Raw genomic sequence first — 24,593 nt, 5'->3', positions numbered from 1 at the left:
TGAACATCTTGATGGGGCTCTCTGCTGTACGCCCATTGGTCTGGCAATACTTCTCCAAAAGTTCCTCATGTATAAAACTGAAATCGATAAGATCGTTGATTTTGCGAAGTAGATTGTCTTTTGGAACAATGATATCGTACAATCCCGAATAGGAACTGAACTGAATTTTTTGTTGGGTAGAAAGCATCCTGATATCCGTTAAAGCCTACTTTAAGATACGAAAAAAGGAGCAGAAAACTGTTGTTTTCCACTCCTTTTTTTAGCCCATTCTAAAAGGGGACTTTTTCAGTGCCCTCATACATTTTCTTAGCCTTTTTTAACTTTTATCTGATATCTTGTGGAACCGGTTTCTCCAATAAGTACTGGTAATAGAAACGAGCACGCTCTTTGAAGTCATAGTTAGATTTTGAACGATCAAACCCATGTCGACTTCCCGGGTAGATCATCAACTCAAATGGCACAGATCTACTGGTCAAGGCATCTACCAATTGGATGGTATTCTGCATATGCACATTATCGTCCATGTCCCCATGAAGGATACGCAATCTGCCTTTATATTTATTTGCAAAAGTTAAAACAGAACCATTTTTATATCCCTCTGGATTATCCTGTGGCGTATCCATCCATCTTTCGGTGTAGTGGGTATCGTAAAGTTCCCAACTGGTCACTGGAGCACCCGCTATTCCAAAATCAAAATAGTCGGCCCCTTTGGTCAGCGCCAAACAAGTCATATAACCCCCATAACTATGGCCAGTCATCAATAATTTATTTTTGGCAACATAAGGTTTTGCTTTTAACCATTTGGCAATGGTAATATAATCCACCAATTCCCAATTTCCTAAATTACGGTGCATCCAAGCTACCCCTTGTTTACCGAAATGCCCTGACGCACGGTGATCACATTCGATCTGTATGATCCCCTCTTGTGCCCAGTATTCTCCAGCCACACCTTTCCAGGTATTTCTAACCGTACCAGCGTCTGGTCCACCATAGATACTCATGATAACCGGATATTCCTTCGTCTCATCAAAATCTGTTGGGTAGGTGATGATAGCTGGAAGTTGAAATTTACCATCGTCCGATGGGATGGTAACAAACTCACGCTTAGCCACTTTATAGGTCGCGAAATCAGGAGATTTGCTATCTGCTAATTCACGGATTACTTTTCCTTTATTATCCAGCAACGCAACTTTCGTTGGGGTGTGGATATTAGAATAAGTAGTAATGAAATATTTCGATTCAGGAGCGATGCTCACGCTGTGGGTATAATCACCGAACGTTAGACGTTTCAGGTTTTTTCCATTGAAATCCACCCGATATAGATCTTGTGTTGCAGAATTTTCCTTGCGTGCCATAAAATACACCACCTTTTCTTTCTCATCAACACGGGTAAGATCGGTTACTTGCCAATCTCCAGAAGTTAATGGATTCACTAAGGTGCCATCCAATTTATATAGATAGTAATGGGCCCAACCCGTTTTATCCGATTTCAGGATATAATGTTTATTATCTTTCAGATAGGTAATCCGCTCATCATGATCTAAGTTGATCCAAGATTTCTGTTCTTCATTATAGATTTCTTTTTTCGCACCAGTTTCCGGATTTACTTCATAAAACTTCAGGTTGGTCTGGTCACGGTTCATCCACTGAACCATGATCGTGCTGCTGTTGAAGCTCCAATAAGGTTGACCAAAATATTGATCATCTTTTTCATTGAAACTTGCCCATACAACCGGTGAACCTTCCACTTTTACAAATCCGACTTTTACTTCTGGATTGGGATCTCCGGCTTTAGGATATCTAGTCTCATCCAAATAACCATGCTGACCTTTGGATCCGTAGATCGGAAACATAGGTACTTTGGTGTCATCAAAACGCATGAAAGCAATTTTTTTGCTATCTGGAGACCACCAAAAAGCTTTGTAATTCGTAGCACGACCTAAAATCTCTTCATAATAGACCCATGAAGACCAACCGTTATATATCACATCGGTTCCATCAGAGGTGTACCGCACTTCTTTTCCAGTGGCTACATCGACGCTATATAGGTCATTGTTCCTGGTAAAAGCAACATATTTCTTATCTGGAGACAAAGTCGGATTACGCTCTGCATCTTTTGGGCTATTTGTAATCTGCTTTCCCTCTCCGCCATTCGTTTGGATATAGATATCGTTGTCCCTCAAATATACGCGGGTAAAATTCTGAGGAGTTTGAACTTCATTCCTATTGAATGTCATTTTCTCCTTTTTCCCAGTCTTCACGTTCACTTTATATTCTGCATCACTGCGCTCAATATAATGATCGGCATCTGCCCATTCATAACGGCCGATGCTTTTGGTTAAGGACTGTTCTTGGCCCCAGGCTTGGGCAGAAGTTAATTTCTTGGTTTGACCATTTGCCAGTGAAACCGCAATAAAAAATACGGCACTACTAACTGAAAACAGTTTATTCATAAATCTCTTATTATTTTTTTTTCAATTGGATGTCGAAGTTAACAAAAAAAAGCCACTTTTTACAGTGGCTCCCTATACGGTATATCTTTGTTACTTAAAAAGAATAATCATCTTTTTCTACCAGACGACCATTATTCTCATACCCTAAATCTTCCGAGTTAGGCTCATATCTTTTCTCAATCACTTCCTGATTGGATTTAATGTATTCTACCACATCCTGAAGGCCTTCGGCAAACTTCTCAAAATCCTCCTTATAAAGGAAGATCTTATGCTTAATAAATTGGCCGTCTTCAAAACGTTTCTTGCTTTCCGTAATCGTTACGTAGTAGTCGTTGGAACGAGTCGCTTTTACATCAAAAAAATAAGTACGTTTACCCGCTCTCACCTTTTTTGAAAATACCTCTTCACGCTCTTTGTTATCAAAATCTCCCATTAGATTTGTTAATATTTAAGTTTAATCCTCTATTTTCAGTCATAAATATATAATAATTAAACTCAAACATCCAAATTTTTGTAAAAATTATTTATTATATTAATTAAATTATTCACTCATTCTACAGATATCATAAAATTCATGGATAGAATTTTCACCGAAGATTTCCACACATTCACCGAAAAAATGAGGCAAAAGACCTATTTGCTATGTGCTGATGCTTATATTCGCAATACTTTTGAGTAAACTAAATCAAAAGACAAATGACAATGAACAATCAAAACAGAAACGAGATCGACGGGAGGCCTCCAAAAAACAACAATACCTCAACCATAGTAGGTGCTATCATCATTTTTTTAGGCTTTGCCCTATTGATGAAGCAAATGAACTTGGGTAATATCATCCCAGGTTGGTTATTTGGATGGGAGACTATTTTAATCATCATTGGTTTGGTTATCGGTGTAAATTCCAAATTCGAGAAAAAATCATCTATTATTTTAATAGCGATCGGATCGGTATTTTTCTTAAGGAATGAATTGGGCTTACATATCGGTAGATTCATCATCCCGGCCGCAGCCATTATTTTAGGTCTGTATTTACTTAATCGTAACAAAACCAGGCCGCAATTGCCACCTACTCCTCCAAAGGATGACGAATTTGATTGGGACAAGCGGGTAGACAGTACCTTTACAGGAACCCCTTCCAGTGAATCATCCACAAAAACATCATCAGATTCTTACGCTCAAAGCCCAAACGCAGAGCGTAAGATAACTGGTTTTAAGAATTACCTGCCCGAATTTGAGAACTACCTCAAAGTGGATAATTTCTTCAGTGATACCAAAAAGATCATTTTGAGCAAAAATTTTCTAGGCGGAAACATCACCAGTATATTCGGAAGCACCAACCTGAACTTCTTACAGGCAGACCTGAACCAACCGGTAGTCATCGACACCTTCCAGTTGTTCGGAAGCACCAAGATCATTGTGCCGATGCATTGGCGCGTACATACCAACGTATCGTCCATTTTTGGTGATGTAGACGATCGTAGACCACATTTCGAGATCACGACCGACAGCAACAAGAAGATCTATATCACAGGTACCTCGATCTTTGGAAGCATTACGATAAAGAACAGCTAGGCCATGGCAAAACCCATTAGCGAACAATCCAAACGATCGATAATCCATGGTACCTCTTGGATTATTTGTGGTTTATACCTGGCCATCATGTATGGTCTTTTATGGTGGTCAAAGATCGCTAGGGATGTCGCTATTTATGATGCTGGGATCAGTGCACTGACCATTACCGGTATTTCGTACCTGGTGTTCAGTTCCTTACAGTATTACATCCCGAATAACAGGAATTATTGGAAATTATTCGCACTGGCTGCCATTTTTTCCTTGATAAGTATTACAATAACTCGTTTTTTGATTGTTCAGTTTATTTCCGACGAGGAATTGATATACCTTAATTTCAGCCTACCCTTCCGTTTTGTCATCAACTTCCTGATCATCACCTGCGTGATGACCATCAATGTGTTTTGGAACATCCAAGAAGAATCGATGGGGAATAAAAAACGTAAGGAGGAGAGCGAGAAAATGGTCCGGGATGCGGAGTTATATAACCTTCGCCAACAACTACAACCCCATTTCCTGTTCAACAGTCTAAACTCCATCATTGCCCTGATCGGAAGTAAGCCGATGGAGGCCAGGAACATGACTTTTCAACTATCCGACTTTCTTAGGGGGACCATGCGGAAAGATGATGCGCAATTCACTACAGTAGAAGAAGAAATTTCCCATCTCAGCTTATACCTCGATATTGAAAAGGTGAGGTTTGGCCATCGCCTGGAAACGGAATTCCATTATGAAGAGGATGTTCTGCAAGGCAGAATCCCAGTGATGATCCTACAGCCCTTGGTAGAAAACGCCATTAAGTTTGGTTTATATAATGTTACTACGGAAGTGGTGATCAAAATTTCCCTAACTTTAGCAGAAAAAATGCTGACCATAAAAATCAGCAATCCTTTTGAAGCTGACCAACATGAACAGAAAAAAGGGACTGGCTTCGGCCTCTCCAGCATTCAAAGACGGCTATATTTACTATATGGCAGAACGGATCTCCTACAGACGAAGAAAGAAGGAAACACATTTATTTCAATTTTAAGAATCCCACAATATGATTAAGACCATCTTAATTGACGACGAACCTTTAGCACGCAGCATGGTGCTTGAATACCTACAGCAGTACCCTGAATTTCAGGTATTGGCAGAATGTAATGATGGATTTGAAGGTGTAAAAGCCATTCATCAGCACCAACCTGACCTGGTTTTTCTAGATATTCAGATGCCTAAATTAACAGGATTTGAAATGTTGGAATTATTGGACAACCAACCCCACATCATTTTTACCACCGCCTTTGATGAATATGCCTTGAAAGCTTTTGAGAAAAATGCGGTCGACTATTTATTAAAACCTATTCGCCCAGATCGTTTCCAGAAAGCTATTGATAAATTCAAAGCATCCTTTCAGACGAAAAGCAGCCCTAAAATCGACACGGAAAAACTTCAGGAGTCCATGGAAGAAGAAAGCTCTTTGGAGCGGATCGTAGTTAAGAATGGAACCCAGATTAAAATCATACCTGTTCAACAGATCCTATATCTGGAAGCTTATGATGATTATGTTAAAATCCATACCTCCGAAGGCATGTTCTTAAAGAACAAAACCATGAGTTCTTTTGAAAAACAATTGGACAACAAACAGTTCGTCAGGGTGCACCGCTCCTTCATCGTGAAAGTAGACCAATTGCAGAAAATAGAACCCATGGAAAAGGACAGTTATATCGCTACCCTTTTGAGCGGAGGAAAAGTCAATATCTCCAAATCAGGGTATGCCAGATTAAAACAGATTATCGGTTTGTAATTTGTTTTGTACTTTTGGATATGAATTCCAAAATACTGGGCATTTTTACCCTCATCTCCTTTTTAACCATCTCTTTTTCCAAAGGACAATCTTTGGAAGAAAAAAACAATAGGGCTGTTTTTAACCGGATTGAATATTTCATCAATTCCCAACAGCCCGATTCCATCTATCAATTAGCGAATAAAGATTTCCAATCGCAGATCAGTAGGTCCCAATTAACGGGCATCTTGACCCAGTTATCGGTCTTGGGCAAAATAAAGAATGCCACTGTCTTCAAATACAACCGTGGAGTAGCCAGCTACAAAACGGAATTTGAACAAGAGACCATGACTATTTTGTTAGGGGTTGATTCAACCATGCATTACCATACCCTTGCCTTCCAACCTTACCAGGGCGATGCGAAAGCCGACTCGGCAGCAAGCGCTAAAAAGGATATCATCTCCAATGTTAAAGCAACGAATCCATTGGATAATTTCGTGGACTCGGTTGCTCGGAACTATGCCAAACAAGGAAATGCACAGGGTCTGGCGGTAGCCATTATCCATAAGAACAAAATCAATACGTTTTTCTATGGGGAAACCGACAAAGGAAACAATAAGCTTCCGGATGCCAACACCCTATTTGAAATCGGATCCATCAGTAAAACATTTACTGCATCCTTACTGGCGGATATGGTAAACAAAGGATTGGTCAACCTGGAGGATAGCATCGCTAAGTTTCTTCCTGATTCCATAGCCCAGAATCCGGACATTAAAAAAATCACCTTTAAATCTTTAGTGAACCACACTTCCGGCCTGCCAGCACTGGCAGATAACTGGAATAAAGGCCCGAAATTCTCTATGGATGATCCTTATGCCTTTTACGATAGGAAACAACTATTCGCCTATTTAAAAAATTACAAAGCAAAGGGAGATCCAGAGACAGAATATGCCTACAGCAATTTAGGTTTTGGACTATTGGCCGAATTGATAGCCATCATCCAGAAAAAACCGTATATGCAATTGGTCAAGGAATCCATACTTGTTCCATTGGAAATGACCAATACTTCCGATAAAATCGATCCGAAAAATAAGAATATTGCCCCTCCCCATAATAAGGAAGGAACGAAAGTTTCTTTTTGGAATTTTCAAGCAATGGCAGGTGCAGGAGCATTGAAATCGTCCTTGAACGATATGTTGCGATATACCATTGCGCAATTGACCTATCCAGAAACGGATATCCAAAAAGCGATGAACCTCACTAAACAATTCACTTTTTTTGTGCCACCAAATTCCGATATCGGTATGGCTTGGCACATGAACATGTTGGAGGGCATGACCTATTATTGGCATAATGGTGGAACAGCGGGTTCCAGTTCCTTTGTTGGCTTTGTGCCTGATGAGAAGTCGGTCGTGATCATCCTATCCAATTCGGAGATCGATGTAACCCAAACAGGCATACAGTTACTTGAAAAGGTATTGACTACTAAGTAATATACCTCAACATAAAAAAACAATAGCGGAAAGTCCATTAAAGACTTCCCGCTATTTTTTTCTCCATCTGTTAAAACGTCAGGAGCATATACGGGTTTATTTGTGTGCTTTATACCTCGGCGATGATCTCTACCTCGAGCTTGAATCCCTGCGGAAGCTCAGGCACGATTATCACCGTTCTTACAGGTTTGTGTTTACCGATAAAATCGGCAAATAAAGCATTGAATTGCTTCCAATATTGCACATCGGAGAGGTAGGTGGTCACTTTTACTACTTTTTGAAAGTTGGTCGATGAGGCCAATAGGATGTCTTCCAGATTATGGAAAACCACATTGAACTGTTCCTCAAATTCCGCATTTTCATAATCCTTTCCTTCTTTCGATATAGGCAATTGTCCAGAAACAAACAATAAATGGTTGGACACTATGGCCGTACTATAGTGTCCATTGGCTTTAGGTATCCGACTACCTTGTAATATTTTCATGTTCAACAATTATTTTCATCATTCCCCTTACAAAATAACCTCATGCTTAAAAATTAAAATAGAACGATATTAGCGTAAGGGCTAAGTTTCGTCCATGGGCAACTCTTTTGGCAAGCAGCCAACGGTCTGTCTAAAGAACCGTGTAAAATGGCTCTGATCGGCAAAACCGCACAAAAAAGCCACTTCTGTAAGGGAATATTTCTTCGATCGTATCAATTCAATTGCCCGAATAATCCGCACTTTTCTTTGGTAAAGCCGTAGCGAACTTCCTACATATTTCGGGAAATATTTCGAAATGGTGACCTTATGGACACCGCATAAAGCGGCCAATTCTTCCAGACCAACTGTTTTGTTCCAGTTCTCCAAAAGATACTCTTTTGCTGTATTTACCCAATTTGGAATTTGTAATTGTTCTACCCTTTTTTTGTTACCCTCTTCTATTTTTAAGATCAGGGCTTCTATCTCTTTAAAAGTCTGTTCATCCCTATAACTCAGATCTTTATAAATATTAATCATTCTATAGCATCAATTGAATTTTACTCATAGGCATTCCTTACAGCTCTGTTCTCAGCTGTTAAGAGTAGATTGTTCTTTTCATAGGTGGGGATGATGCTATTTTTAGGTAGACTAAAATGAAAAGAATAAGGAAATTCCACAAGAATTTCCACTACTCGCCTTTGACAAGCTAAAGCTACGGAAATTTTTGTTTAATGAAATGTTAAATTTTAATATTAGGAAAATAAAAGCCCTTTTAAGTAAATTGAACTATTTACTCTTTTTGCTTTTTCAGAAATGGTAACATTTTTGCCACTTTGCTCTCCCCATCTATTTGGAATAGCAATTTGGAGGTCTTCCGATCATAGATGTAGGTGGCTGGGAAATTCTTCGGATGGAACTTCAAGATAAACTCCCCTTCCGGATCGTGGAGGAACTTGACATTGGCGTAGTTCTTCAATTCCTTAGCAAACATGTTGATATAGCCTTCAACCAAAGGTTTCTCCTGCATGGCAATGAAATAGTAATCCACTAGGCTGTCCAATTCTGGAATGGCCTTGGCGAATTCATGCCCTAATTCCTGACAATGACCACAACCTGCATCATAGAGGATGAACACCTGTTTATGGTCCTTATTTAAAGAGTCGCGCGAAAAAGTTGCTCCGAGTTCATAATCCTTAAATTTATGGAAAGGAGGAATACTATCAGGGACTTGTGCATGAAGTTTTATGGCAAAAAACAGGATTATAGCAAAAAGAAAGGATTTTTTCTGTAACATACCTCAATTTAACAAATCCTTACGGAAATACCTAATATTCATATTAAAGGCATTCCCTTGACAAAAAAACGCTATATTTGATTTTTATCAGGTTAAACATTACTATTAACGAAACGAGTGAAAAAACGTATTGCCATATTTGCTTCTGGGTCTGGGTCCAATGCCCAAAAGATCATGGAGCATTTCAAATACTCCGACTCTGCAGAAGTTGCTTTAGTGTTGAGCAACAATCCTGAAGCTTTTGTGCTTCAACGCGCAGATAATTTCGAAATCCCAACCCATGTATTTGATAAGCACGATTTCTATCAAACGGATGAAGTGGTTAACCTCTTAAAACGTTTGGAAATTGACCTGGTTGTTCTGGCTGGATTTTTATGGTTGGTACCTGAAAACCTACTGAAAGCTTTCCCGAATAAGATCATTAATATACACCCTGCCCTTTTACCGAAATTCGGTGGCAAAGGCATGTATGGTGATCGGGTGCATAAGGCTATTTTGGATGCCGGAGAAGAGGAACATGGAATCACCATTCATTTCGTGAATGAGCATTTTGATGAGGGCGAGGTTATTTATCAGGCAAAATTCCGTGTGGAACCTGGAGACACCTTGGAGATCATCAAGTTCAATGGACAGCAATTGGAACACCTGCACTACCCAAAGGTTATTGAAAACCTTTTGAAGAAATACAATTAATCAGCCTTTCGAAGGGATTATTAATTATTTTTCCTTAAATAACAAAGGCACAAATTCCAGCATATACTTCCGCCAATTGGACCAACTATGGCCTCCTTCGGATTCATGGTAGGTATATGGCATTTGTATGGAATCTAATTTCTTTCGATAATCTACCCCTACTTGGTACAGAAAGTCCCGTTTCCCCATTCCCATCCAGTACAGCTTATATCCATTTTTCTTTTGGGTCAGTAAGTGCTGATCAAAATCGGTATAAACCGGTAGATCGGCCATCTTCCCCATCTTGAAAGCCGCGGAGAACAGTCCGATATAATCAAAAGTCTTCGGATAGTTAGCAGAAATAAACAAGGTATGGGAGCCGCCTATAGAAAGCCCAGCAATGGCTCGGTTAGCGCGATCCTTTTTGGTTCGGAAATGGCCGTCGATATATTGGATAATCTCCGGAAAGGAGTTCTCCATCAAACCAGAACCAATATCTTTTCCTGGAACATTTATCGCATAGGTTTTAGGGCTATAACCTGGCGCAGCATCATTGGGCAGATGGCCATTGGGCATCACGACGATCATGGGTTTAGCCTTGCCTTCAGCAATCAGCTTATCCATAATAAAAGGCAGCCTACCAAGTTCTACCCATGCCCCCTCATCTCCCGTCATGCCATGGAGGAGATATAAAACCGGATATTTCTGTTTGCTGTTCTCATAACCAGGAGGCAGATAGATATTCATCCTTCGCGCCCCATGTTCAGTTTTCGAAGGATACCAGGTCTGAAGGAGCGTTCCATGAGGAACCTGTTGAGCCTTATAATAATCCCCAACGCCTCCACCCGGAATGATATAGCTGAATAGGCCATTTCCATCACGGATTACCCGTGGGTTTTTCAAGTCCAGAACCGATATCCCATCCACTAAAAAACTATAATGCAACAGATCGGATGGAAGACTGTCCAGTTCAACCGCCCAATTTTCTCCAGAACGATCCGCAGTCATTTTAATAAGCCTCTTTCCAAAATCATTGTCTTCGATCCAATGGGCAAAAAGGTTTACATCCTTGGCTTTAGGCGCGAAAATTTCAAAACGATACTTCCCATCAGCGGTCCTCTTTTCTGCATCGTATAGATAAACCTGTGAAGACTTAAAATCGCCAACAGCAGGCTGGGCGGCAAGCTTGCAGGTACAGGCCAGAAATAATCCCAAAAGAAGGTAATATGCTTTATTCATGTTTATACGGTTAATCCTAATCAAAAATAAAAAAAATATAGTTACCTTTGCCGCTCCAAACAATACGCAATGAATCATCCTGTAAAGATCAAAAATGCATTAGTTTCTGTATATTACAAAGACAACCTTGCACCTCTAATTCAGTTACTTAACAAATTTGGAGTAACCTTTTATTCCACAGGCGGAACTGAAGCCTTTATCCGCGACCTGAACATCCCAGTTGAACGTGTAGAAGACCTAACCGGTTACCCTTCCATCCTTGGTGGACGTGTAAAAACATTACACCCTAATGTTTTCGGTGGAATCCTCTCTCGCCGTCCATTGGCTGATGATAAAGCGCAATTGGAAACTTATAACATTCCTGAAATTGACTTAGTTATTGTTGACCTTTATCCATTTGAGGAAACAGTGGCATCAGGCGCATCTGAACAAGATATCATCGAAAAAATCGATATCGGAGGAATTTCATTGATCCGCGCAGCAGCAAAGAACTTCAACGATGTGGTGATCATCTCTTCAAAGAATGATTATACCGAGTTGGAAGAGATCTTAGCCGCTCAAGAAGGAAGCACTAGCCTAGAGCAACGTAAATCCTTCGCAAAACGTGCATTTAACACTTCTTCCCATTACGATACCGCAATCTTCAATTACTTCAATCAAGAAGAACCTTTGGAGGTATTCAAGCAGTCGGAACAAACCGCACAAGTATTGCGTTATGGCGAAAACCCTCATCAAAAAGGTGTTTTCTTCGGTAACTTGGACGGCATGTTCGATAAATTGAATGGTAAGGAACTTTCCTATAACAACTTGGTGGATGTGGATGCGGCAGTGGCCATCATTGATGAATTCACTGAACCTACCTTCGCGATCCTAAAACATACCAATGCCTGTGGCGTAGCGTCGAGACCTTCAGTTAAAGATGCTTGGTTGGCTGCATTGGCCTGTGACCCGGTATCTGCCTTTGGTGGTGTATTGATCTGCAACCGTGAAGTAGATAAGGAAACTGCAGAAGAAATCAATAACCTGTTTTTTGAGGTATTGATCGCTCCGGCTTATTCGGAAGATGCACTGGCTATTCTTACCGCAAAGAAAAATAGAATTATCCTTCGCCGTAAAGAAGTGAAACTTCCAACACAGCAATTCAAGACTTTGTTGAATGGTGTGATCATGCAGGATAAGGACAATACAGTGGAAGGTCCTGAATTAATGACCGCAGTAACCACGGTAAAACCAAATGAAGCACAATTGCAGGATCTATACTTTGCCAATAAAATTGTAAAACATACCAAATCTAATACGATTGTATTTGCTAAGGATAATACCTTGATCGCCTCTGGCGTTGGCCAAACTTCACGCGTGGATGCCCTTAAACAGGCCATCGAAAAAGCGGAATCTTTCGGTTTCGATATCAAAGGTAGCTCCATGGCATCTGATGCCTTCTTCCCTTTCCCAGACTGTGTGGAAATTGCTGGAAATGCTGGTGTTGCCGCGGTATTGCAACCAGGTGGCTCGATCAAAGACCAACTGTCCATCGATATGGCCAATGAAAAAGGCGTGGCTATGGTGACTACAGGGGTTAGGCATTTCAAACACTAATCGTAGTAGTAAGTTTTAGTATTTAGTAGATAGTATTTAGTAGTTAGACACTGCTCAAAGAATTTATGAAGCCGATTCAGAACAGAGATGTTTTGAATCGGCTTTTTTTTTAACCAATATTGTCTGTTTTTTGCAGGTGGCTTCTAACCTGTGTATTCAAAATATGTTTGAATTTGGGGTAAAAACGTGGTTTAAGCAGGGTTAAAGGAGGGTTAAAGTATAGGAAAAGTATGGAAAGCATACATTTTACATACTTTAGGTATACTTTCAGTATGGTTTCAGAGCGGACCGAATTGGAACAATTTGCGTGTTTAGATGTTAGATGGTAGATGATAGATGTTAGATGATAGATGTTAGATTAAAGATATTAGAAATTTGGATGTTATGAGGAACATATTTTTAAGATTAGTTATGGGCATGGTGGCTTTAGGGATCGTGTCTTTGGGATTGGTGGGATGTCAAGGAGGAGGTAAGATGGGTTCTGATGATTCTGTTGGTTCGGGAGATACTGTTGGATTAGGTGAACGAAGTGGGTTGGATTCGGTGTTGGGACAGGATGGGTTTTCTGATGGTGGGAATGTGGATAGTTTAAAGGTGGTGAGAGCGAATTATGATCGGATTCAGGGTATTCGGGATTGGGATCGGATTGATTCTGCTGAAATTTTTGAGTCTACGGAAGGTGGTATGGTTTATTATTATTTCAAAAATAAGGTGTTGGAGAAGTTGGATGTCTCTTATTATGGGGAGTCTGGATATACCTTGGCGAAGTATTATTTATTGGATAATAAGGTTTCCTTTGTTTTTGAGGAAAGGTATAATTATAACAGTCATATGTATGCGCCGGAATTTGATATGGATAAGACGAAGAAGTTTGGGGAGGATCGGTTTTATTATTATGATGGGAAATTTTTCAAATTTATAGGGACGAAAGAACAGGAAGAAGATGTGGCAGGAACAAGGGATAGGGCGCAGGTGAACCTGGATATGTTTCAAAAGTTTATGAAGATAAAGGCGAATAATTATAAAGCGGAGAGGGATTAGTGAATGGGGATTAGTGAATGGAGGTTGTGGATTGGAATTAGGGAGAATAAGTAGATGGCTATAAAATGTTCGTTTAGGCCTATAGTGGATTTGAATTCGAGGTATCTGATTCTTGGTTCGTTGCCAGGGGATCTTTCGCTGGAGAAACAGGAATATTATGGGCATCCGCAGAATAGGTTTTGGAGATTATTGGGGATGATATTTCAGGAGGATAGCATGTTGGATTATGCCGATAAAAAGCGATTTCTTCTTAAGCATCATATCGCGGTATGGGATGTTTGCGGGACGGCATTTCGGGTGGGGAGTATGGATACGGCGATTCAGGAGGTAGTACCTAATGATATACTGGATTTGCTAAAGCAAAATCCGGGGATTGAACATGTACTTTTTAATGGAAAAAAAGCGATGCATCTGTACGATCGATTTTTTGAACGCATAGATGGCATTCAGTATCATGAATTGCCGAGTACGAGCCCTGCAAATGCCAGCTATAACCTGGAAAAATTATACGAAAAATGGGTAATGGTTTTCATTTGATGCGGAAAATTGTTTAGGTGTTAAAAAAAATACGGGAAACCTTTTTCATAATAAGATATAATGACGTAACTTCAAGAAACCATTATTAGCACGTCCAATTATTATGAGATTTAAGGAATTAGAAGATGCCCTTGAGCAGCTTGTTCTGCAGATCAAATCGGCAAATCTTTCCAATACTTCCAGTGTTCGAACGGAGGAGTTTATGGACCTGATCAATAGCTCCCCCTATCTGATTACCATTCATGATGTGGAATTCTACCGGCCTATCGGTATCAATGATGCCATGCGGCTGTTCTATGGATTTCAAAAAAATTGGTTGACCGGAATGGATTACCTTTATTACCTGCAGACCATACATACCAGCACTTACCACAGTTTATTAAATTCCCTGACTTTCTTCCGTAAGGATAAACCCTCCTACCTTAACCTGGATTACAAGCTCCTGCATCATAGCAAGGAATTTAGGCTGGTGATCGGGACTTCCAAAACCATCATCAGAACGGAGAATGGAAAACCTAAATATGCTATCACCGTAGCAAAAGAAAGTTCGGAAAAGGGCAGCACCAGCAAATTAGACCTGATCAATCAGCTGACGAGCAGGGAAAAAGAGATTGCTCAACTCCTGATCGATGGCGTAAGTAAAAAAGAAATTGCAGGTCGATTGTTTATTTCCACCTCCACCGTGCAGACGCATAGCAAAACGATCTATAAAAAACTTAAAATCAATAAAATAAGTGAATTGATCAGTTTGGGAGATACCTTTTCCTTCCAATTGATGAATAACAATCAGGAGGAATCCGATTTACATAAATTTGACCCTTTTGATTTCCGCTAAGGCAGGATAGAAAAACATTCGGTTTAATCGCTTGGTTTGTTTATTTTTGCATCAAGATGTCAGATTTAAAATACAATCAACGAGGTGTATCCGCAGGGAAAGAGGATGTACACAATGCAATTAAAAATATTGACAAAGGTTTATATCCACAGGCCTTCTGTAAAATCATCCCGGATATATTGGGTGCTGATGAAGCTTGGTGCAACATCATGCATGCGGATGGCGCTGGAACAAAATCTTCCTTAGCGTATGTTTACTGGAAGGAAACCGGTGATCTTTCGGTTTGGAAAGGTATTGCGCAGGATGCCATCATCATGAACTTGGATGACCTGCTTTGCGTTGGAGCCATCGACAACATCTTATTATCTTCTACCATAGGTAGAAACAAAAACCTGATTCCAGGAGAGGTGATCGCAGAGATCATCAACGGAACAGAAGAAATCTTGGCCGAATTGCGTGAAATGGGAATTGGTATCTATTCCACCGGTGGTGAAACCGCTGATGTGGGCGATATCGTTCGTACGATCATTGTAGATAGTACCGTGACCTGTAGGATGAAACGGGAGGACGTAATCTCCAATCACCGCATCAAAGCTGGAAATGTGATCGTGGGTCTTGCATCAAATGGCAAGGCATCCTACGAAAAAGAATACAATGGTGGAATGGGATCCAACGGATTGACATCTGCCCGTCACGATGTATTCAGTAAATATATTGCAGAAAAATACCCGGAAAGTTTTGATCCGGCAGTACCATACGATCTGGTATTTGCTGGTGGAAAAGCCTTAACAGATAAAATTAAAGTAGAAACAGGTGAAGAGGTGACCGCTGGAAAATTGGTTTTATCGGCTACCCGGACCTACGCCCCTGTTATCAAACAGATTTTGGACAAATACCGTTCGCAGATTGATGGGATGGTACATTGTTCGGGAGGTGCGCAGACGAAAGTGTTGCACTTCGTGGACAAGGTACATGTCATCAAGGATAATCTATTTCCGATCCCTCCCCTTTTCGAATTGATTCAAAAAGAATCCAATACCGACTGGAAGGAGATGTACAAAGTATTCAATATGGGTCACCGTATGGAACTTTATGTACCGGAAGCAATTGCTGCTGATATCATCCAGATTTCTGAATCCTTTGGTATTCCGGCACAGATCATCGGTCGTGTGGAAGAATCAACGCAAAAACAAGTGACGATTCGCTCCCCATACGGAGAATTTATTTACGAGTAAAATCTTTGTGCGTGAAGGGCAAGAAGATCATCGGAAGAACAGAAATCATTGATTTACCCGAGTTGGGCCTTTACAATATCGAGGCGAAAACGGATACGGGAGCAGAAACCTCTGTCCTTCATTGTGAACAGATGGAGGTGGTAAAACGAAAAGGTCACTTGTATATCATCGGGCATATCCGCCCGAACTTGGAAAGTGATCAGGTTTTGAAACTTACATTCCCTGTGCACCGCGAGAGAACCGTAAAGAGTTCTTTTGGGCAATCAGAGATCCGCTATATCTTCTTGACCAAGGTTCGCATGTTTAACGAGCTATACGACATTAAATTGTCTTTTCGCGACCGTTCAGCCATGTCCTACCCCATGTTATTAGGTCGAAACTTTATTACAGGAAAATTTCTTGTGGATGTATCTAAGAAAAATTTGGCATCCAATATGATATAATCATTATAAGTTTTATACAAAAAGCAACAGTGAAAATAGCCGTTTTATCGACTAATAAGTCGTTATATTCTACACGACGCCTCGTAGAGGCTGCGATCAGCAGAGGACATGAGTGCGAAGTCATAGACCATAGCAAATGTTACGTAGGGATTCGCCAAGGCGAACCTACCATGCACTATAAAGGCCAGGACATGCCTGCCATAGATGCCATTATTCCACGTATCGGTAATTCGGTAACCTTCTACGGTTCAGCGATTGTCCGCCAGTTCGAAGTAATGGATGTAATTTCCGCTAACCAGAGCCAGGCCATTACCAGGTCCAGGGATAAACTGCGCTGTATGCAGATCCTTTCCGGTGCTGGATTGGGACTTCCGATTACCGGATTTGCAAGGACTGCAGCCAATGTAGACGATTTGATCAACATGGTTGGTGGTGCACCGCTCGTGATCAAATTGTTGGAAGGAACCCAAGGGATCGGTGTGGTATTGGCAGAGACCAAGAAAGCCGCATCTTCGGTGATCGAAGCGTTCTATGGTTTAGGAAACAACATCCTGATCCAGGAATACATTAAGGAGGCAAAAGGCTCTGACATCCGTGCATTTGTGGTGGATGGTAAAGTGGTTGGCGCTATGAAACGTACTGCTAAAGAAGGAGAATTCCGTTCGAACCTGCATCGAGGAGGTACCGCCGAAGTGGTAAAATTAACCTTAAAGGAAAGACAGACTGCCATTGCCGCAGCAAAAGCCATGGGATTAACCGTTGCCGGGGTGGATATGTTGCCATCAGCACGTGGTCCGTTGATCTTGGAGGTAAACTCCTCCCCTGGTTTGGAAGGTATTGAAAATGCTACCGGAAAGGATATCGCTGCGGAGATCATCAAATATCTGGAAAGGCAATACGAAGCCAAACAATTAGCAAAACCGACTACGGTAAAAAGAAAAATAAAAAAAGAGAGCAAGCTTTAAAACTTGCTCTCTTTTTTTAGATAAGGTACAACAAATGTACCTCTTGATCTATTGGAAAAATAGATGTATGCCACGATAAGCAAGGTCCCAATCATGTCTCCAATGAATTTAGGAATATAGGTTGGAGCACCAAGTTTGAATTTATACAAAAAGAAAAGGTGAATAATGATAAACACCAACATGGAAATTCTAAAAATTATAAATGTCTGTGGAAATATATCCCGTCTCTGGAAAAAGATAATAACAAGATAGACAGTGAAGGTAAGGGCTATTGCTGAAAAAGTTAATGAAAAACCTTGAAATAACCATAAAGGTAATTGATCAGCCTTTGGTTGAAATTCGATTGCTGCCCAGGATTTTTCCATAAGAACGGAATCGTGCGAAAAAAGATTAGATAGGGAGAGTAACGGAGCAAGGATGACCCCGATCAGAACAACGATCATCCACCCCCCAATACCCGTATAGATCGGCAATGAAGGATCGTTGTTCCGAAGGAAAGGTTTCGATTTATTGTATTTTATGTAGATAAAACTTATCGTTAGCAGAATGATCAGGAAAAAATATGCAAACGCCCAAAAATTAACATTTATACCTTCCAAAACAGTATTCACATAAAGACTTCCATCGTCGTTTAAATAGAAGCTATACCAAAGCGGTGTATTGCTTTTTTCATAATCCTTTGCGTAGATCAATGCTTCTTCTGCTGGAAGAAAGCTATCATAGAATTCCATTATATTGGTAGAAACTAAGGTATCTTCTTGGGTATACACCTCATGATCCAACTGATAATAATCGCTGGATCCATTTATTTTTTCCTGAAAATAACTTAATGGTTTATTATCCTTGTTGATGATCTTCACCGTATGGGAAATTTTAATCGGAAAAGGGACAGCGATTGGAGCCTTCACCTTATTTTCTACCTGGGGCAAACGATCATAAATTGTCTTGGCATAGGCAGGCACCATTTTCCGTTGACTACCTTCTTCCTGGATAAAGAAATCATCGATCTCGTAACTTTCCATCACAATGATCTCATTTTTCTTCCTATCATCCTGGATGGCTAAAGGCTTAATCCGTTTTACATCCTGATATAATTCCTCATAATAGTTTTCATAATCCTTCTGTAATTGATTTTTAGAAGATTGTTTGAGGTTAGCCCGCATCTCATCCGCCTGACTACCTTTATAGATTGTCTTTACATCCAGACGAACCTTATCACCCGATATCATATGGATGATATCCTCCACTATCATCTCTTGGCCGTTTGGTTTTGGAACTTCCATTAATTTGTTCCCCTTATTAAGCACTAACACTTCGCCATAATAAGGAAAGAAGCGATCTAAAGGCAAAGATCCTTGATGGCTAATGGTGGGGTCCAAGAATTTATTATGCCCCTCCATATCCACGCGAATGACCATATGGTTGAAAGCGTATGGACTAGGTAAGCGCTTGTTCAATTCTTTATCCTGGTAGGTATTCGCTAAAACAAGGGAAGACTTGATGTTTTTATATTTCAACATGGCCGCCAGCAACAGGGATTTATCCTTACAATCGCCATACCGCTGATTAAATACTTTTTCTGGAGCATGGGCAAGGTGGGAATGCTCCCCCATTTCGATACCCATATACCTGACTTCATCCTGCACAAAATTTAAACAGTACTCCAAAAAGGTTTCTTTATTCCCTTTGGCTTTCGCCCATTGTTCATCCACAAATTTAGCAATGGGTGATCCTGCTTTGATTGCTGGAATCGGATTGACCTTCGTGGCCCAATCCGATACTTCTTGCCAAGTGGAAAATTCGGAGACTTCCAATTTACCCGATTGGCTAAACCAACTTGGTGTCGTTGGGATATATTCATCGGAAACACTCGGGTGAAAATCCCAATAGATATAGGTGAGACCGCCCTGCTTTTTAGTTTTCTCTACCGGAACATCATTCAACCGGCGGATATTAAGTTTTCGGGAATCAGGCACAATATACACCACCTGTGCCTTACCCATCGGCTCCCCGGAGGTAAAATAATATTCGCCAGAATATTTACCGCCAAAGACGGGGTTAAATCCGACCAAGGAATAAGCGATTTGGATCTTATCCCCCTTTCTTAAATCATCGAGAATAAGATGGGCTGTATAGGTACCGTTGTAAAGAAATCGACTTAAATCGGTCTCGGTAGCCAGGACCCGAAACCGGGAAATATCCAAACGGTCTAATACCTGGTTACCCCTCAAGATCTGAACTTCATGAAAAACCAACCGTTGGTAGGTTGGATCAAAATTTACATTCACTTGTCCGGCATATTCAATCCCCGAATCATCGGTGATTACTTTTACTTCCTTATAATAGGAAGTTTGTTGTCCTAGGTGGACCTGATCTATCGTCGATTCATAATAATAACCCAAACTGATATCGTCGAGATCTACAACTTGGGGTTTAATGCTAGAGGGCAATAACCAATTTGGGGTATTAGCCTTTTGGATTTTCGGAGTCTGTGCAAATGCAGTAACATAGCTGCACAGCCAAGCTGCGCAGATTGCGATAATAATTGGTAGTCTCATCTGTAATAATCAGTATACGAATATACTGATTAATTTATCTTAAATCGTAGGAAATAAAATTACCGGATGGCTTGGCTCACCTCGATCGGAAGATCGGACTCCAGGACGGTGGCTCCATCCGCAAAAACGGCTCTATATTTCGCTGCTCTTTCCGCTTTGCTTTCCAATTTGTCGTAAGTTGGCGCCGTGGAAATCATGCATAGCACGCCTTTTTCTTTAAAGAAGTCGTACATCGCTTGGTTGGATTCCTTGATTTCAGGACCAATGTATACAATCATGCGGTCGTAGGGCAATCCCGAAGCCTTAAATGTGTCCAGGTCCTTAGCGGTTTTGATGTGCATGGATAAATATTGTTGAGGATTTTTGTCCAAGTAAAACTTCGCCTGCTCCACGTTATGAACCGTCACCCAGACCCATGCATACGCATTGTGCTTGCGGATAATTTCAGCAGTCATCTCCATGGGAAGATCCTTTTTATCCAAATTGAGTATGGTTTTGCCCTTTGCCCAAAGGATCATTTCTTCCAAGGTATTGATTTTATGTTTTGTCTTGTTTCCCTGTTTATCCTTTAACCTTAATCTCTTCAGTTCTTTATAAGTATAATCGGCGACTTTCCCGGTTCCCGTCGTTGTTCTATCCAGTGTAGCATCATGAACCATCACCGGAATTCCATCCTTGCTCAAGCGTGGATCCACCTCAAAAATAGCCGGGGTATGCTTCAAAACGGCCGCCATAGCGGGAATGGAATTTTCGGGCAATCCCTGCTCCATGGTGCCTCGATGGCCTGAGATGATCTTTTTCCCAGGTACATATCGGAAATAAGCATACATATCCTGAACGGTAGGAAAATTAAGATAATTGGATTTCTGTTGGGCCTGCACAAAAAATGGCATCATCAACAAGAAAAGCATGGCAAGGGAAACGTATTTTTTCATGGATAATAAGATTGTTTCGAAATTAGGCATTCAATTTTAATAAATTAAAGCCAGAATGTTTATCTAATGTTATCAAAGTCAATGCAGAGTTTTCCTGTACGATCTTTCTATAGTTCCTTAATGGCATTTCCAATTGGCTCGCCATGAATAAACGATTGACACCGTTATGCCCTACAACCAAGATGGTTTGTCCATCGTATTTATCCATAAGCTCCTGGTAAAAACCGTTCAGACGCTCCAACACCTGACTTGCATTTTCACCTGTATTCCCTGCTCGGAAAGCCGCAGGATCGGATAACCAATTATTCCATGAATCCGGATCTTCCGTTCTAAACTCTTCTGAACTTTTTCCCTCCCACTGTCCAAAATCCACCTCGATCAGTCGATCATCAGTCTGGACCAAATCCTTATTTCCGGCTGCGATTTCTGCCGTTGTTCTTGCCCTGATCAAGGGTGAAGAGAAAACCTGATCAAAGGAATAATCCTTCAATAATGCTTTCATTCTATTGGCCTGTGCCATTCCCTTTTCGGTTAAGGGGATATCTGTTCTACCACAGTATTTATTTCCATCTGCATTATAGGCTGTTTCACCATGTCGCAATAAACAGATTGTTATCATGAAATATAATTTAGATCTTTTAGTTTTTGTTTAAAGGCGTTGTATTGTTTCTCATATTCCTGATGGAGTATCGGATCGGGCGTGACTTTCTTTTCTATGGAAGCCATTTCGGCTGCGGCTTCCTGCAAGGACTGGTAATAGGTATAGGATGCAGCCATAATAGCGGCTCCAAAAGCACCACTTGCCTCCTTACATTTATAAGTTGGTACATTCATGACCGAGGCCCTTATTTTTAGCCATAGATCGGAATTTGCTCCTCCACCGGCCGAATAAATGGCCGCTATTTTCTCGCCAGATAATTCTTCGATGATCTCATAGGCCAAACGCTCTATAAAGGCTACCCCTTCCAGATTCGCAGCAAATAAGGTTGTCCGATCTGTAGTTTGAGGTTCGAAGCCTTTAGCCTGCGGAGCCATAATGGGATAGCGTTCGCCAATCTGTTTCAAGGGCCAGGCTAATTCGCCTGTAGGGATAAGCTTCTCTGCCGCTGCGGTGAGCTTTTGAAGATCCTCCTGGAAATCCAAGGAAATCCAATCTGCTCCGGTATTGCTGGCTCCCCCTGGCATCCAATAACCTTCGGGATGGCGATGGCTGTATAGTCTTCCCAATGGGTCGACTACCTTGTTTTTCGTCACACCTTTGATGACCAAGGTGGTTCCGATGGTGGTGTTCCAATCGCCAGGTTTCACAGCTCCAGAAGCCATCTGCGTAGCACAGCCATCGGTCATGCCGACCACCACATCGATGGGGGGAATCCCCCAAGTTGAAGCCAGCTCGGCATCCAATTTTCCTACAACGGTACCTGATGGAACCACCTGTTGTAACCAGGCTTTTTTAATACCTATTTCTTCTGAGATATAGGCTGGCCAGGTTAATTTATCGAGATCATAACCTGATTTTAATACATTGGTATAATCTGTAGTATGGTAATTTCCGGATAATTTACCGACCATAAAATCAGAGGCATGTATCCAAGTAGCCAATTGCTGTGCTTTGTCGGGATAGGTTTCTATGAACCACAACATCTTACTAATGCCGCTGGATGCATTAAAACCTGTATAACCATCCTTAACATGACGCAAGGCTATTTCGCGACAGCGTTTCCCCTGCTCTTCCGATCGAGGGTCACTGTACATGATCGCTTCGTGGATAGGTTGGTTATTTTTATCTAAAGGGATAACGGTTCCAGAAGTAGAAGTAACAGAAATTGCCCTGATATGCTCTTTCTGGATTGTAGCAGGTAACTGATGGAAAAGGTTTTCCAACATTTCCTCCACGTCCTTCCACCAGATTGCTGGAGATTGCTCTTCCCTAAAACGATCATCGAGGGCAAACTTCCTGGAATCCGATGCTAGGAGGTTCCCCTTTTGATCGACCAGGACAACTCTCGCCCCCTGGGTTCCCACATCAACACCTATGAAATAGTTATCCATTAATGTGCTACTTGTTTAAAGGTTTTTCTAGCGTTCTTCCATTCCTGGTATAACTTTTCAAACTCCTCGTGGTCTTTCGGAAAGACCTCTTCCAATAGTTCTGGGGTTTTATTTGCGACACCTAGGGCATCATTACACACAAATACTCCACCCAAGACCGAAGCTTGGCGGAAGGTATCGCGGATTTTGATGCTTTTCCCGAACAGGTTGGCAATGAACTGTCGCAATTTGCGGCTTTCCACTCCACCGCCACATGCCCAGATATAGGATTCGGTATGCGGCGAGACCGCATCCAAAAATTTATAGTTCTCATAAATACTGCAGGCAATATCCCAAAGGATCGCAAAGACAAAACTTCCACGGGTCAATTGATGGGATACCGGCGCATTGAATATGAAGCCCCCTTTGGTCAGCGGCTCATCCTCATCGGCAATAAGCGAACCTAAAGAAGCCACACATTGCGAATAGGTAGCATCTTCTAATTCCTTTTCGATTACCTCATAGCCCTCGTTTGGATAGAAAATCTCTTTGAGTCGTTGGTAGTTTAATCCTGTAACCCCTGCGTTGGCTTCCAGGATAAAGTTGTTTTCATCGATATGCCGGCTTGTCCAAGTACGTTGATCCTCATCCTTTTCATATTGTCCGACAATCTTGATGATCGGTGTGGTCGTACCGGAAACAATGACCACATCGTTTGCCGATGGTTCCATGCTTCGGATAGCCAATTGGGTATCTCCACCACCTACAACAATCTTCGCCTCCGGATTAATGCCTAGTTCATTGGCTATTTCCGGTTTTATACTCCCTAATATATCAGTTGCTTGATATAAAGGCGGAAAAATAGAAGTAGGGATATTAAACAGTTCAGCTAATGGTGCAGACCATTGTTTATGCTCCACATCATACAACAGGGTTTCCGATGCCTGGGAATGCTCGTAACAAGGAACTCCTGAAAATTGATATTGGATCCAATCGCTGATGCTCATGAACTTTTCGATCTGTGCATACATCTCGGGATACACCTCTCGCACACCCACCAGTTTAAAAGCGGAGAAGAGCGAGGTTGGGTATCTTCCGGAAAGGTTATAGACCAGGTCTTTTTCCAACAGGTCTTTTTCCCATTTCCTTCCGCGGTGGTCAATATTTGGCATGCCCAAAAGGGATTTACCCGATGGATCGATGATCACGATGCCTTCGCGTTGGCTGGTGGCGGTAATGGCTTTTATAGTCACTTCTGGAGCCTCTGCTAAGGCTTCCTTGGCCAATTTTAGAATTTGGCCCCAAAGTTCCTCTGGATTGAAATAGATGGACTCTTCATAGTTCGCATCTGTTTCGTAATGTACATTTTCGCGTTTGATGCTCCATAATTCGCCGTCTGTTCCTGCAACAGCAACCCTAGCATTTCCTGTACCGATATCAACAATTAAATAACCTTCTTTATTTGCCAT

23 protein-coding genes and 1 pseudogene are annotated in these 24,593 nt (G+C 41.2%); 12 read left to right on the top strand and 12 right to left on the bottom strand.

From position 1 onward, the window contains the following. The 3 genes and pseudogenes from CRJ00_RS05135 to CRJ00_RS05125 form a co-directional block, all read right to left on the bottom strand. Window positions 1–187 (bottom strand): annotated as a pseudogene (locus tag CRJ00_RS05135) (IS5/IS1182 family transposase); the annotation flags it as partial. A 136-nt stretch (window positions 188–323) separates the two neighbouring features. After that, entirely contained in the window at window positions 324–2,453 is a 2,130-nt protein-coding gene (locus tag CRJ00_RS05130) for a S9 family peptidase (protein ID WP_099365806.1), read from the bottom strand. A 94-nt stretch (window positions 2,454–2,547) separates the two neighbouring features. Further along, a complete protein-coding gene (locus CRJ00_RS05125; RefSeq protein ID WP_099365805.1) occupies window positions 2,548–2,886 on the bottom strand; it encodes a DUF3276 family protein in 339 nt (112 codons plus the stop codon). Window positions 2,887–3,155: 269 nt separating this feature from the next. On the opposite strand from CRJ00_RS05125, the gene CRJ00_RS05120 reads away from it, so the two are divergent. Genes CRJ00_RS05120 through CRJ00_RS05105 form a run of 4 tightly spaced genes read left to right on the top strand, consistent with a single transcriptional unit; the run spans window position 3,156 to window position 7,280 of the window. Continuing rightward, on the top strand, window positions 3,156–4,025 hold the full coding sequence (locus CRJ00_RS05120; protein WP_099365804.1) for a LiaF transmembrane domain-containing protein: 870 nt from the start codon (window positions 3,156–3,158) through the stop codon (window positions 4,023–4,025). A 3-nt stretch (window positions 4,026–4,028) separates the two neighbouring features. Next, window positions 4,029–5,072: a sensor histidine kinase gene (locus tag CRJ00_RS05115; protein WP_099365803.1), complete on the top strand. Its 1,044-nt coding sequence runs from the start codon at window positions 4,029–4,031 to the stop codon at window positions 5,070–5,072. Next, window positions 5,065–5,808 (top strand): LytR/AlgR family response regulator transcription factor, encoded by a 744-nt coding sequence (locus CRJ00_RS05110; RefSeq protein WP_099365802.1) that lies wholly within the window; start codon window positions 5,065–5,067, stop codon window positions 5,806–5,808. Before CRJ00_RS05115 ends, CRJ00_RS05110 begins: the two co-directional genes overlap by 8 nt. 20 nt (window positions 5,809–5,828) lie before the next feature. After that, window positions 5,829–7,280 (top strand): serine hydrolase domain-containing protein, encoded by a 1,452-nt coding sequence (locus CRJ00_RS05105; protein ID WP_099365801.1) that lies wholly within the window; start codon window positions 5,829–5,831, stop codon window positions 7,278–7,280. Window positions 7,281–7,389: 109 nt separating this feature from the next. Here CRJ00_RS05105 and CRJ00_RS05100 read toward each other — a convergent pair whose 3' ends face one another. From CRJ00_RS05100 to CRJ00_RS05090, 3 genes are all read right to left on the bottom strand, one after another. Further along, window positions 7,390–7,764 (bottom strand): RidA family protein, encoded by a 375-nt coding sequence (locus tag CRJ00_RS05100; protein WP_099365800.1) that lies wholly within the window; start codon window positions 7,762–7,764, stop codon window positions 7,390–7,392. An 81-nt stretch (window positions 7,765–7,845) separates the two neighbouring features. Beyond that, window positions 7,846–8,280, bottom strand: a complete 435-nt coding sequence (locus tag CRJ00_RS05095) for a helix-turn-helix domain-containing protein (protein WP_099365799.1) — start codon at window positions 8,278–8,280, stop codon at window positions 7,846–7,848. A gap of 253 nt (window positions 8,281–8,533) precedes the next feature. Continuing rightward, complete coding sequence (locus CRJ00_RS05090; RefSeq protein WP_099365798.1) at window positions 8,534–9,037, bottom strand: TlpA family protein disulfide reductase; 504 nt, start codon at window positions 9,035–9,037, stop codon at window positions 8,534–8,536. Window positions 9,038–9,154: 117 nt separating this feature from the next. On the opposite strand from CRJ00_RS05090, the gene purN reads away from it, so the two are divergent. Beyond that, window positions 9,155–9,730: a phosphoribosylglycinamide formyltransferase gene (gene purN / locus CRJ00_RS05085; RefSeq protein WP_099365797.1), complete on the top strand. Its 576-nt coding sequence runs from the start codon at window positions 9,155–9,157 to the stop codon at window positions 9,728–9,730. Between the two features lie 24 nt (window positions 9,731–9,754). Here the strand turns inward: purN and CRJ00_RS05080 are convergent, their stop codons facing one another. Then, window positions 9,755–10,948, bottom strand: coding sequence for an alpha/beta hydrolase-fold protein (locus tag CRJ00_RS05080; RefSeq protein ID WP_099365811.1), 1,194 nt, complete (start codon window positions 10,946–10,948; stop codon window positions 9,755–9,757). Between the two features lie 69 nt (window positions 10,949–11,017). On the opposite strand from CRJ00_RS05080, the gene purH reads away from it, so the two are divergent. From purH to rimK, 7 genes are all read left to right on the top strand, one after another. Continuing rightward, window positions 11,018–12,544: a bifunctional phosphoribosylaminoimidazolecarboxamide formyltransferase/IMP cyclohydrolase gene (gene purH, locus CRJ00_RS05075; RefSeq protein WP_099365796.1), complete on the top strand. Its 1,527-nt coding sequence runs from the start codon at window positions 11,018–11,020 to the stop codon at window positions 12,542–12,544. 384 nt (window positions 12,545–12,928) lie between these two features. Beyond that, window positions 12,929–13,585, top strand: coding sequence for a hypothetical protein (locus tag CRJ00_RS05070; RefSeq protein ID WP_144038102.1), 657 nt, complete (start codon window positions 12,929–12,931; stop codon window positions 13,583–13,585). A gap of 54 nt (window positions 13,586–13,639) precedes the next feature. Further along, window positions 13,640–14,122: a DNA-deoxyinosine glycosylase gene (locus CRJ00_RS05065; protein WP_099365794.1), complete on the top strand. Its 483-nt coding sequence runs from the start codon at window positions 13,640–13,642 to the stop codon at window positions 14,120–14,122. 103 nt (window positions 14,123–14,225) lie between these two features. Continuing rightward, window positions 14,226–14,957 carry a helix-turn-helix transcriptional regulator gene (locus CRJ00_RS05060; RefSeq protein ID WP_099365793.1) on the top strand — a complete coding sequence of 244 codons (732 nt, stop codon included), beginning with the start codon at window positions 14,226–14,228 and terminating at the stop codon, window positions 14,955–14,957. 56 nt (window positions 14,958–15,013) lie between these two features. Then, entirely contained in the window at window positions 15,014–16,192 is a 1,179-nt protein-coding gene (locus CRJ00_RS05055; protein ID WP_099365792.1) for an AIR synthase related protein, read from the top strand. Between the two features lie 11 nt (window positions 16,193–16,203). Continuing rightward, window positions 16,204–16,635 (top strand): ATP-dependent zinc protease family protein, encoded by a 432-nt coding sequence (locus CRJ00_RS05050; protein WP_099365791.1) that lies wholly within the window; start codon window positions 16,204–16,206, stop codon window positions 16,633–16,635. A gap of 29 nt (window positions 16,636–16,664) precedes the next feature. Beyond that, complete coding sequence (gene rimK / locus CRJ00_RS05045; RefSeq protein ID WP_099365790.1) at window positions 16,665–17,600, top strand: 30S ribosomal protein S6--L-glutamate ligase; 936 nt, start codon at window positions 16,665–16,667, stop codon at window positions 17,598–17,600. Here the strand turns inward: rimK and CRJ00_RS05040 are convergent. From CRJ00_RS05040 to CRJ00_RS05020, 5 genes are read right to left on the bottom strand one after another with little or no spacing between them, the layout of a single operon-like run. After that, complete coding sequence (locus CRJ00_RS05040; RefSeq protein ID WP_099365789.1) at window positions 17,597–20,158, bottom strand: DUF3857 domain-containing protein; 2,562 nt, start codon at window positions 20,156–20,158, stop codon at window positions 17,597–17,599. The two genes, rimK and CRJ00_RS05040, sit on opposite strands and share 4 nt — an antisense overlap. A 59-nt stretch (window positions 20,159–20,217) precedes the next feature. Then, window positions 20,218–21,093, bottom strand: a complete 876-nt coding sequence (locus tag CRJ00_RS05035; protein WP_099365810.1) for a glycerophosphodiester phosphodiesterase family protein — start codon at window positions 21,091–21,093, stop codon at window positions 20,218–20,220. A gap of 22 nt (window positions 21,094–21,115) precedes the next feature. Beyond that, on the bottom strand, window positions 21,116–21,712 hold the full coding sequence (locus CRJ00_RS05030) for a histidine phosphatase family protein (protein WP_099365788.1): 597 nt from the start codon (window positions 21,710–21,712) through the stop codon (window positions 21,116–21,118). Beyond that, entirely contained in the window at window positions 21,709–23,145 is a 1,437-nt protein-coding gene (locus CRJ00_RS05025) for an FGGY-family carbohydrate kinase (RefSeq protein WP_099365787.1), read from the bottom strand. Before CRJ00_RS05025 ends, CRJ00_RS05030 begins: the two co-directional genes overlap by 4 nt. Then, window positions 23,145–24,593, bottom strand: coding sequence for an FGGY-family carbohydrate kinase (locus CRJ00_RS05020; protein ID WP_099365786.1), 1,449 nt, complete (start codon window positions 24,591–24,593; stop codon window positions 23,145–23,147). The genes CRJ00_RS05025 and CRJ00_RS05020 overlap by 1 nt, the downstream gene beginning before the upstream one ends.

This window comes from Sphingobacterium sp. 1.A.4 (assembly GCF_002734245.1).
Lineage (GTDB): Bacteria > Bacteroidota > Bacteroidia > Sphingobacteriales > Sphingobacteriaceae > Sphingobacterium > Sphingobacterium tenebrionis.
Note: the sequence above shows the minus strand (reverse complement) of the source record. Positions and strands in the feature narration are given on the sequence as shown.

Coding starts and splice junctions, on each gene's coding strand:
- CRJ00_RS05130 (WP_099365806.1), bottom strand. CDS start 2,453: ATGAATAAACTGTTTTCAGTTAGTAGTGCCGTATTTTTTATTGCGGTT.
- CRJ00_RS05125 (WP_099365805.1), bottom strand. CDS start 2,886: ATGGGAGATTTTGATAACAAAGAGCGTGAAGAGGTATTTTCAAAAAAG.
- CRJ00_RS05120 (WP_099365804.1), top strand. CDS start 3,156: ATGAACAATCAAAACAGAAACGAGATCGACGGGAGGCCTCCAAAAAAC.
- CRJ00_RS05115 (WP_099365803.1), top strand. CDS start 4,029: ATGGCAAAACCCATTAGCGAACAATCCAAACGATCGATAATCCATGGT.
- CRJ00_RS05110 (WP_099365802.1), top strand. CDS start 5,065: ATGATTAAGACCATCTTAATTGACGACGAACCTTTAGCACGCAGCATG.
- CRJ00_RS05105 (WP_099365801.1), top strand. CDS start 5,829: ATGAATTCCAAAATACTGGGCATTTTTACCCTCATCTCCTTTTTAACC.
- CRJ00_RS05100 (WP_099365800.1), bottom strand. CDS start 7,764: ATGAAAATATTACAAGGTAGTCGGATACCTAAAGCCAATGGACACTAT.
- CRJ00_RS05095 (WP_099365799.1), bottom strand. CDS start 8,280: ATGATTAATATTTATAAAGATCTGAGTTATAGGGATGAACAGACTTTT.
- CRJ00_RS05090 (WP_099365798.1), bottom strand. CDS start 9,037: ATGTTACAGAAAAAATCCTTTCTTTTTGCTATAATCCTGTTTTTTGCC.
- CRJ00_RS05080 (WP_099365811.1), bottom strand. CDS start 10,948: ATGAATAAAGCATATTACCTTCTTTTGGGATTATTTCTGGCCTGTACC.
- purH (WP_099365796.1), top strand. CDS start 11,018: ATGAATCATCCTGTAAAGATCAAAAATGCATTAGTTTCTGTATATTAC.
- CRJ00_RS05070 (WP_144038102.1), top strand. CDS start 12,929: ATGAGGAACATATTTTTAAGATTAGTTATGGGCATGGTGGCTTTAGGG.
- CRJ00_RS05065 (WP_099365794.1), top strand. CDS start 13,640: ATGGCTATAAAATGTTCGTTTAGGCCTATAGTGGATTTGAATTCGAGG.
- CRJ00_RS05060 (WP_099365793.1), top strand. CDS start 14,226: ATGAGATTTAAGGAATTAGAAGATGCCCTTGAGCAGCTTGTTCTGCAG.
- CRJ00_RS05055 (WP_099365792.1), top strand. CDS start 15,014: ATGTCAGATTTAAAATACAATCAACGAGGTGTATCCGCAGGGAAAGAG.
- CRJ00_RS05040 (WP_099365789.1), bottom strand. CDS start 20,158: ATGAGACTACCAATTATTATCGCAATCTGCGCAGCTTGGCTGTGCAGC.
- CRJ00_RS05035 (WP_099365810.1), bottom strand. CDS start 21,093: ATGAAAAAATACGTTTCCCTTGCCATGCTTTTCTTGTTGATGATGCCA.
- CRJ00_RS05030 (WP_099365788.1), bottom strand. CDS start 21,712: ATGATAACAATCTGTTTATTGCGACATGGTGAAACAGCCTATAATGCA.
- CRJ00_RS05025 (WP_099365787.1), bottom strand. CDS start 23,145: ATGGATAACTATTTCATAGGTGTTGATGTGGGAACCCAGGGGGCGAGA.
- CRJ00_RS05020 (WP_099365786.1), bottom strand. CDS start 24,593: ATGGCAAATAAAGAAGGTTATTTAATTGTTGATATCGGTACAGGAAAT.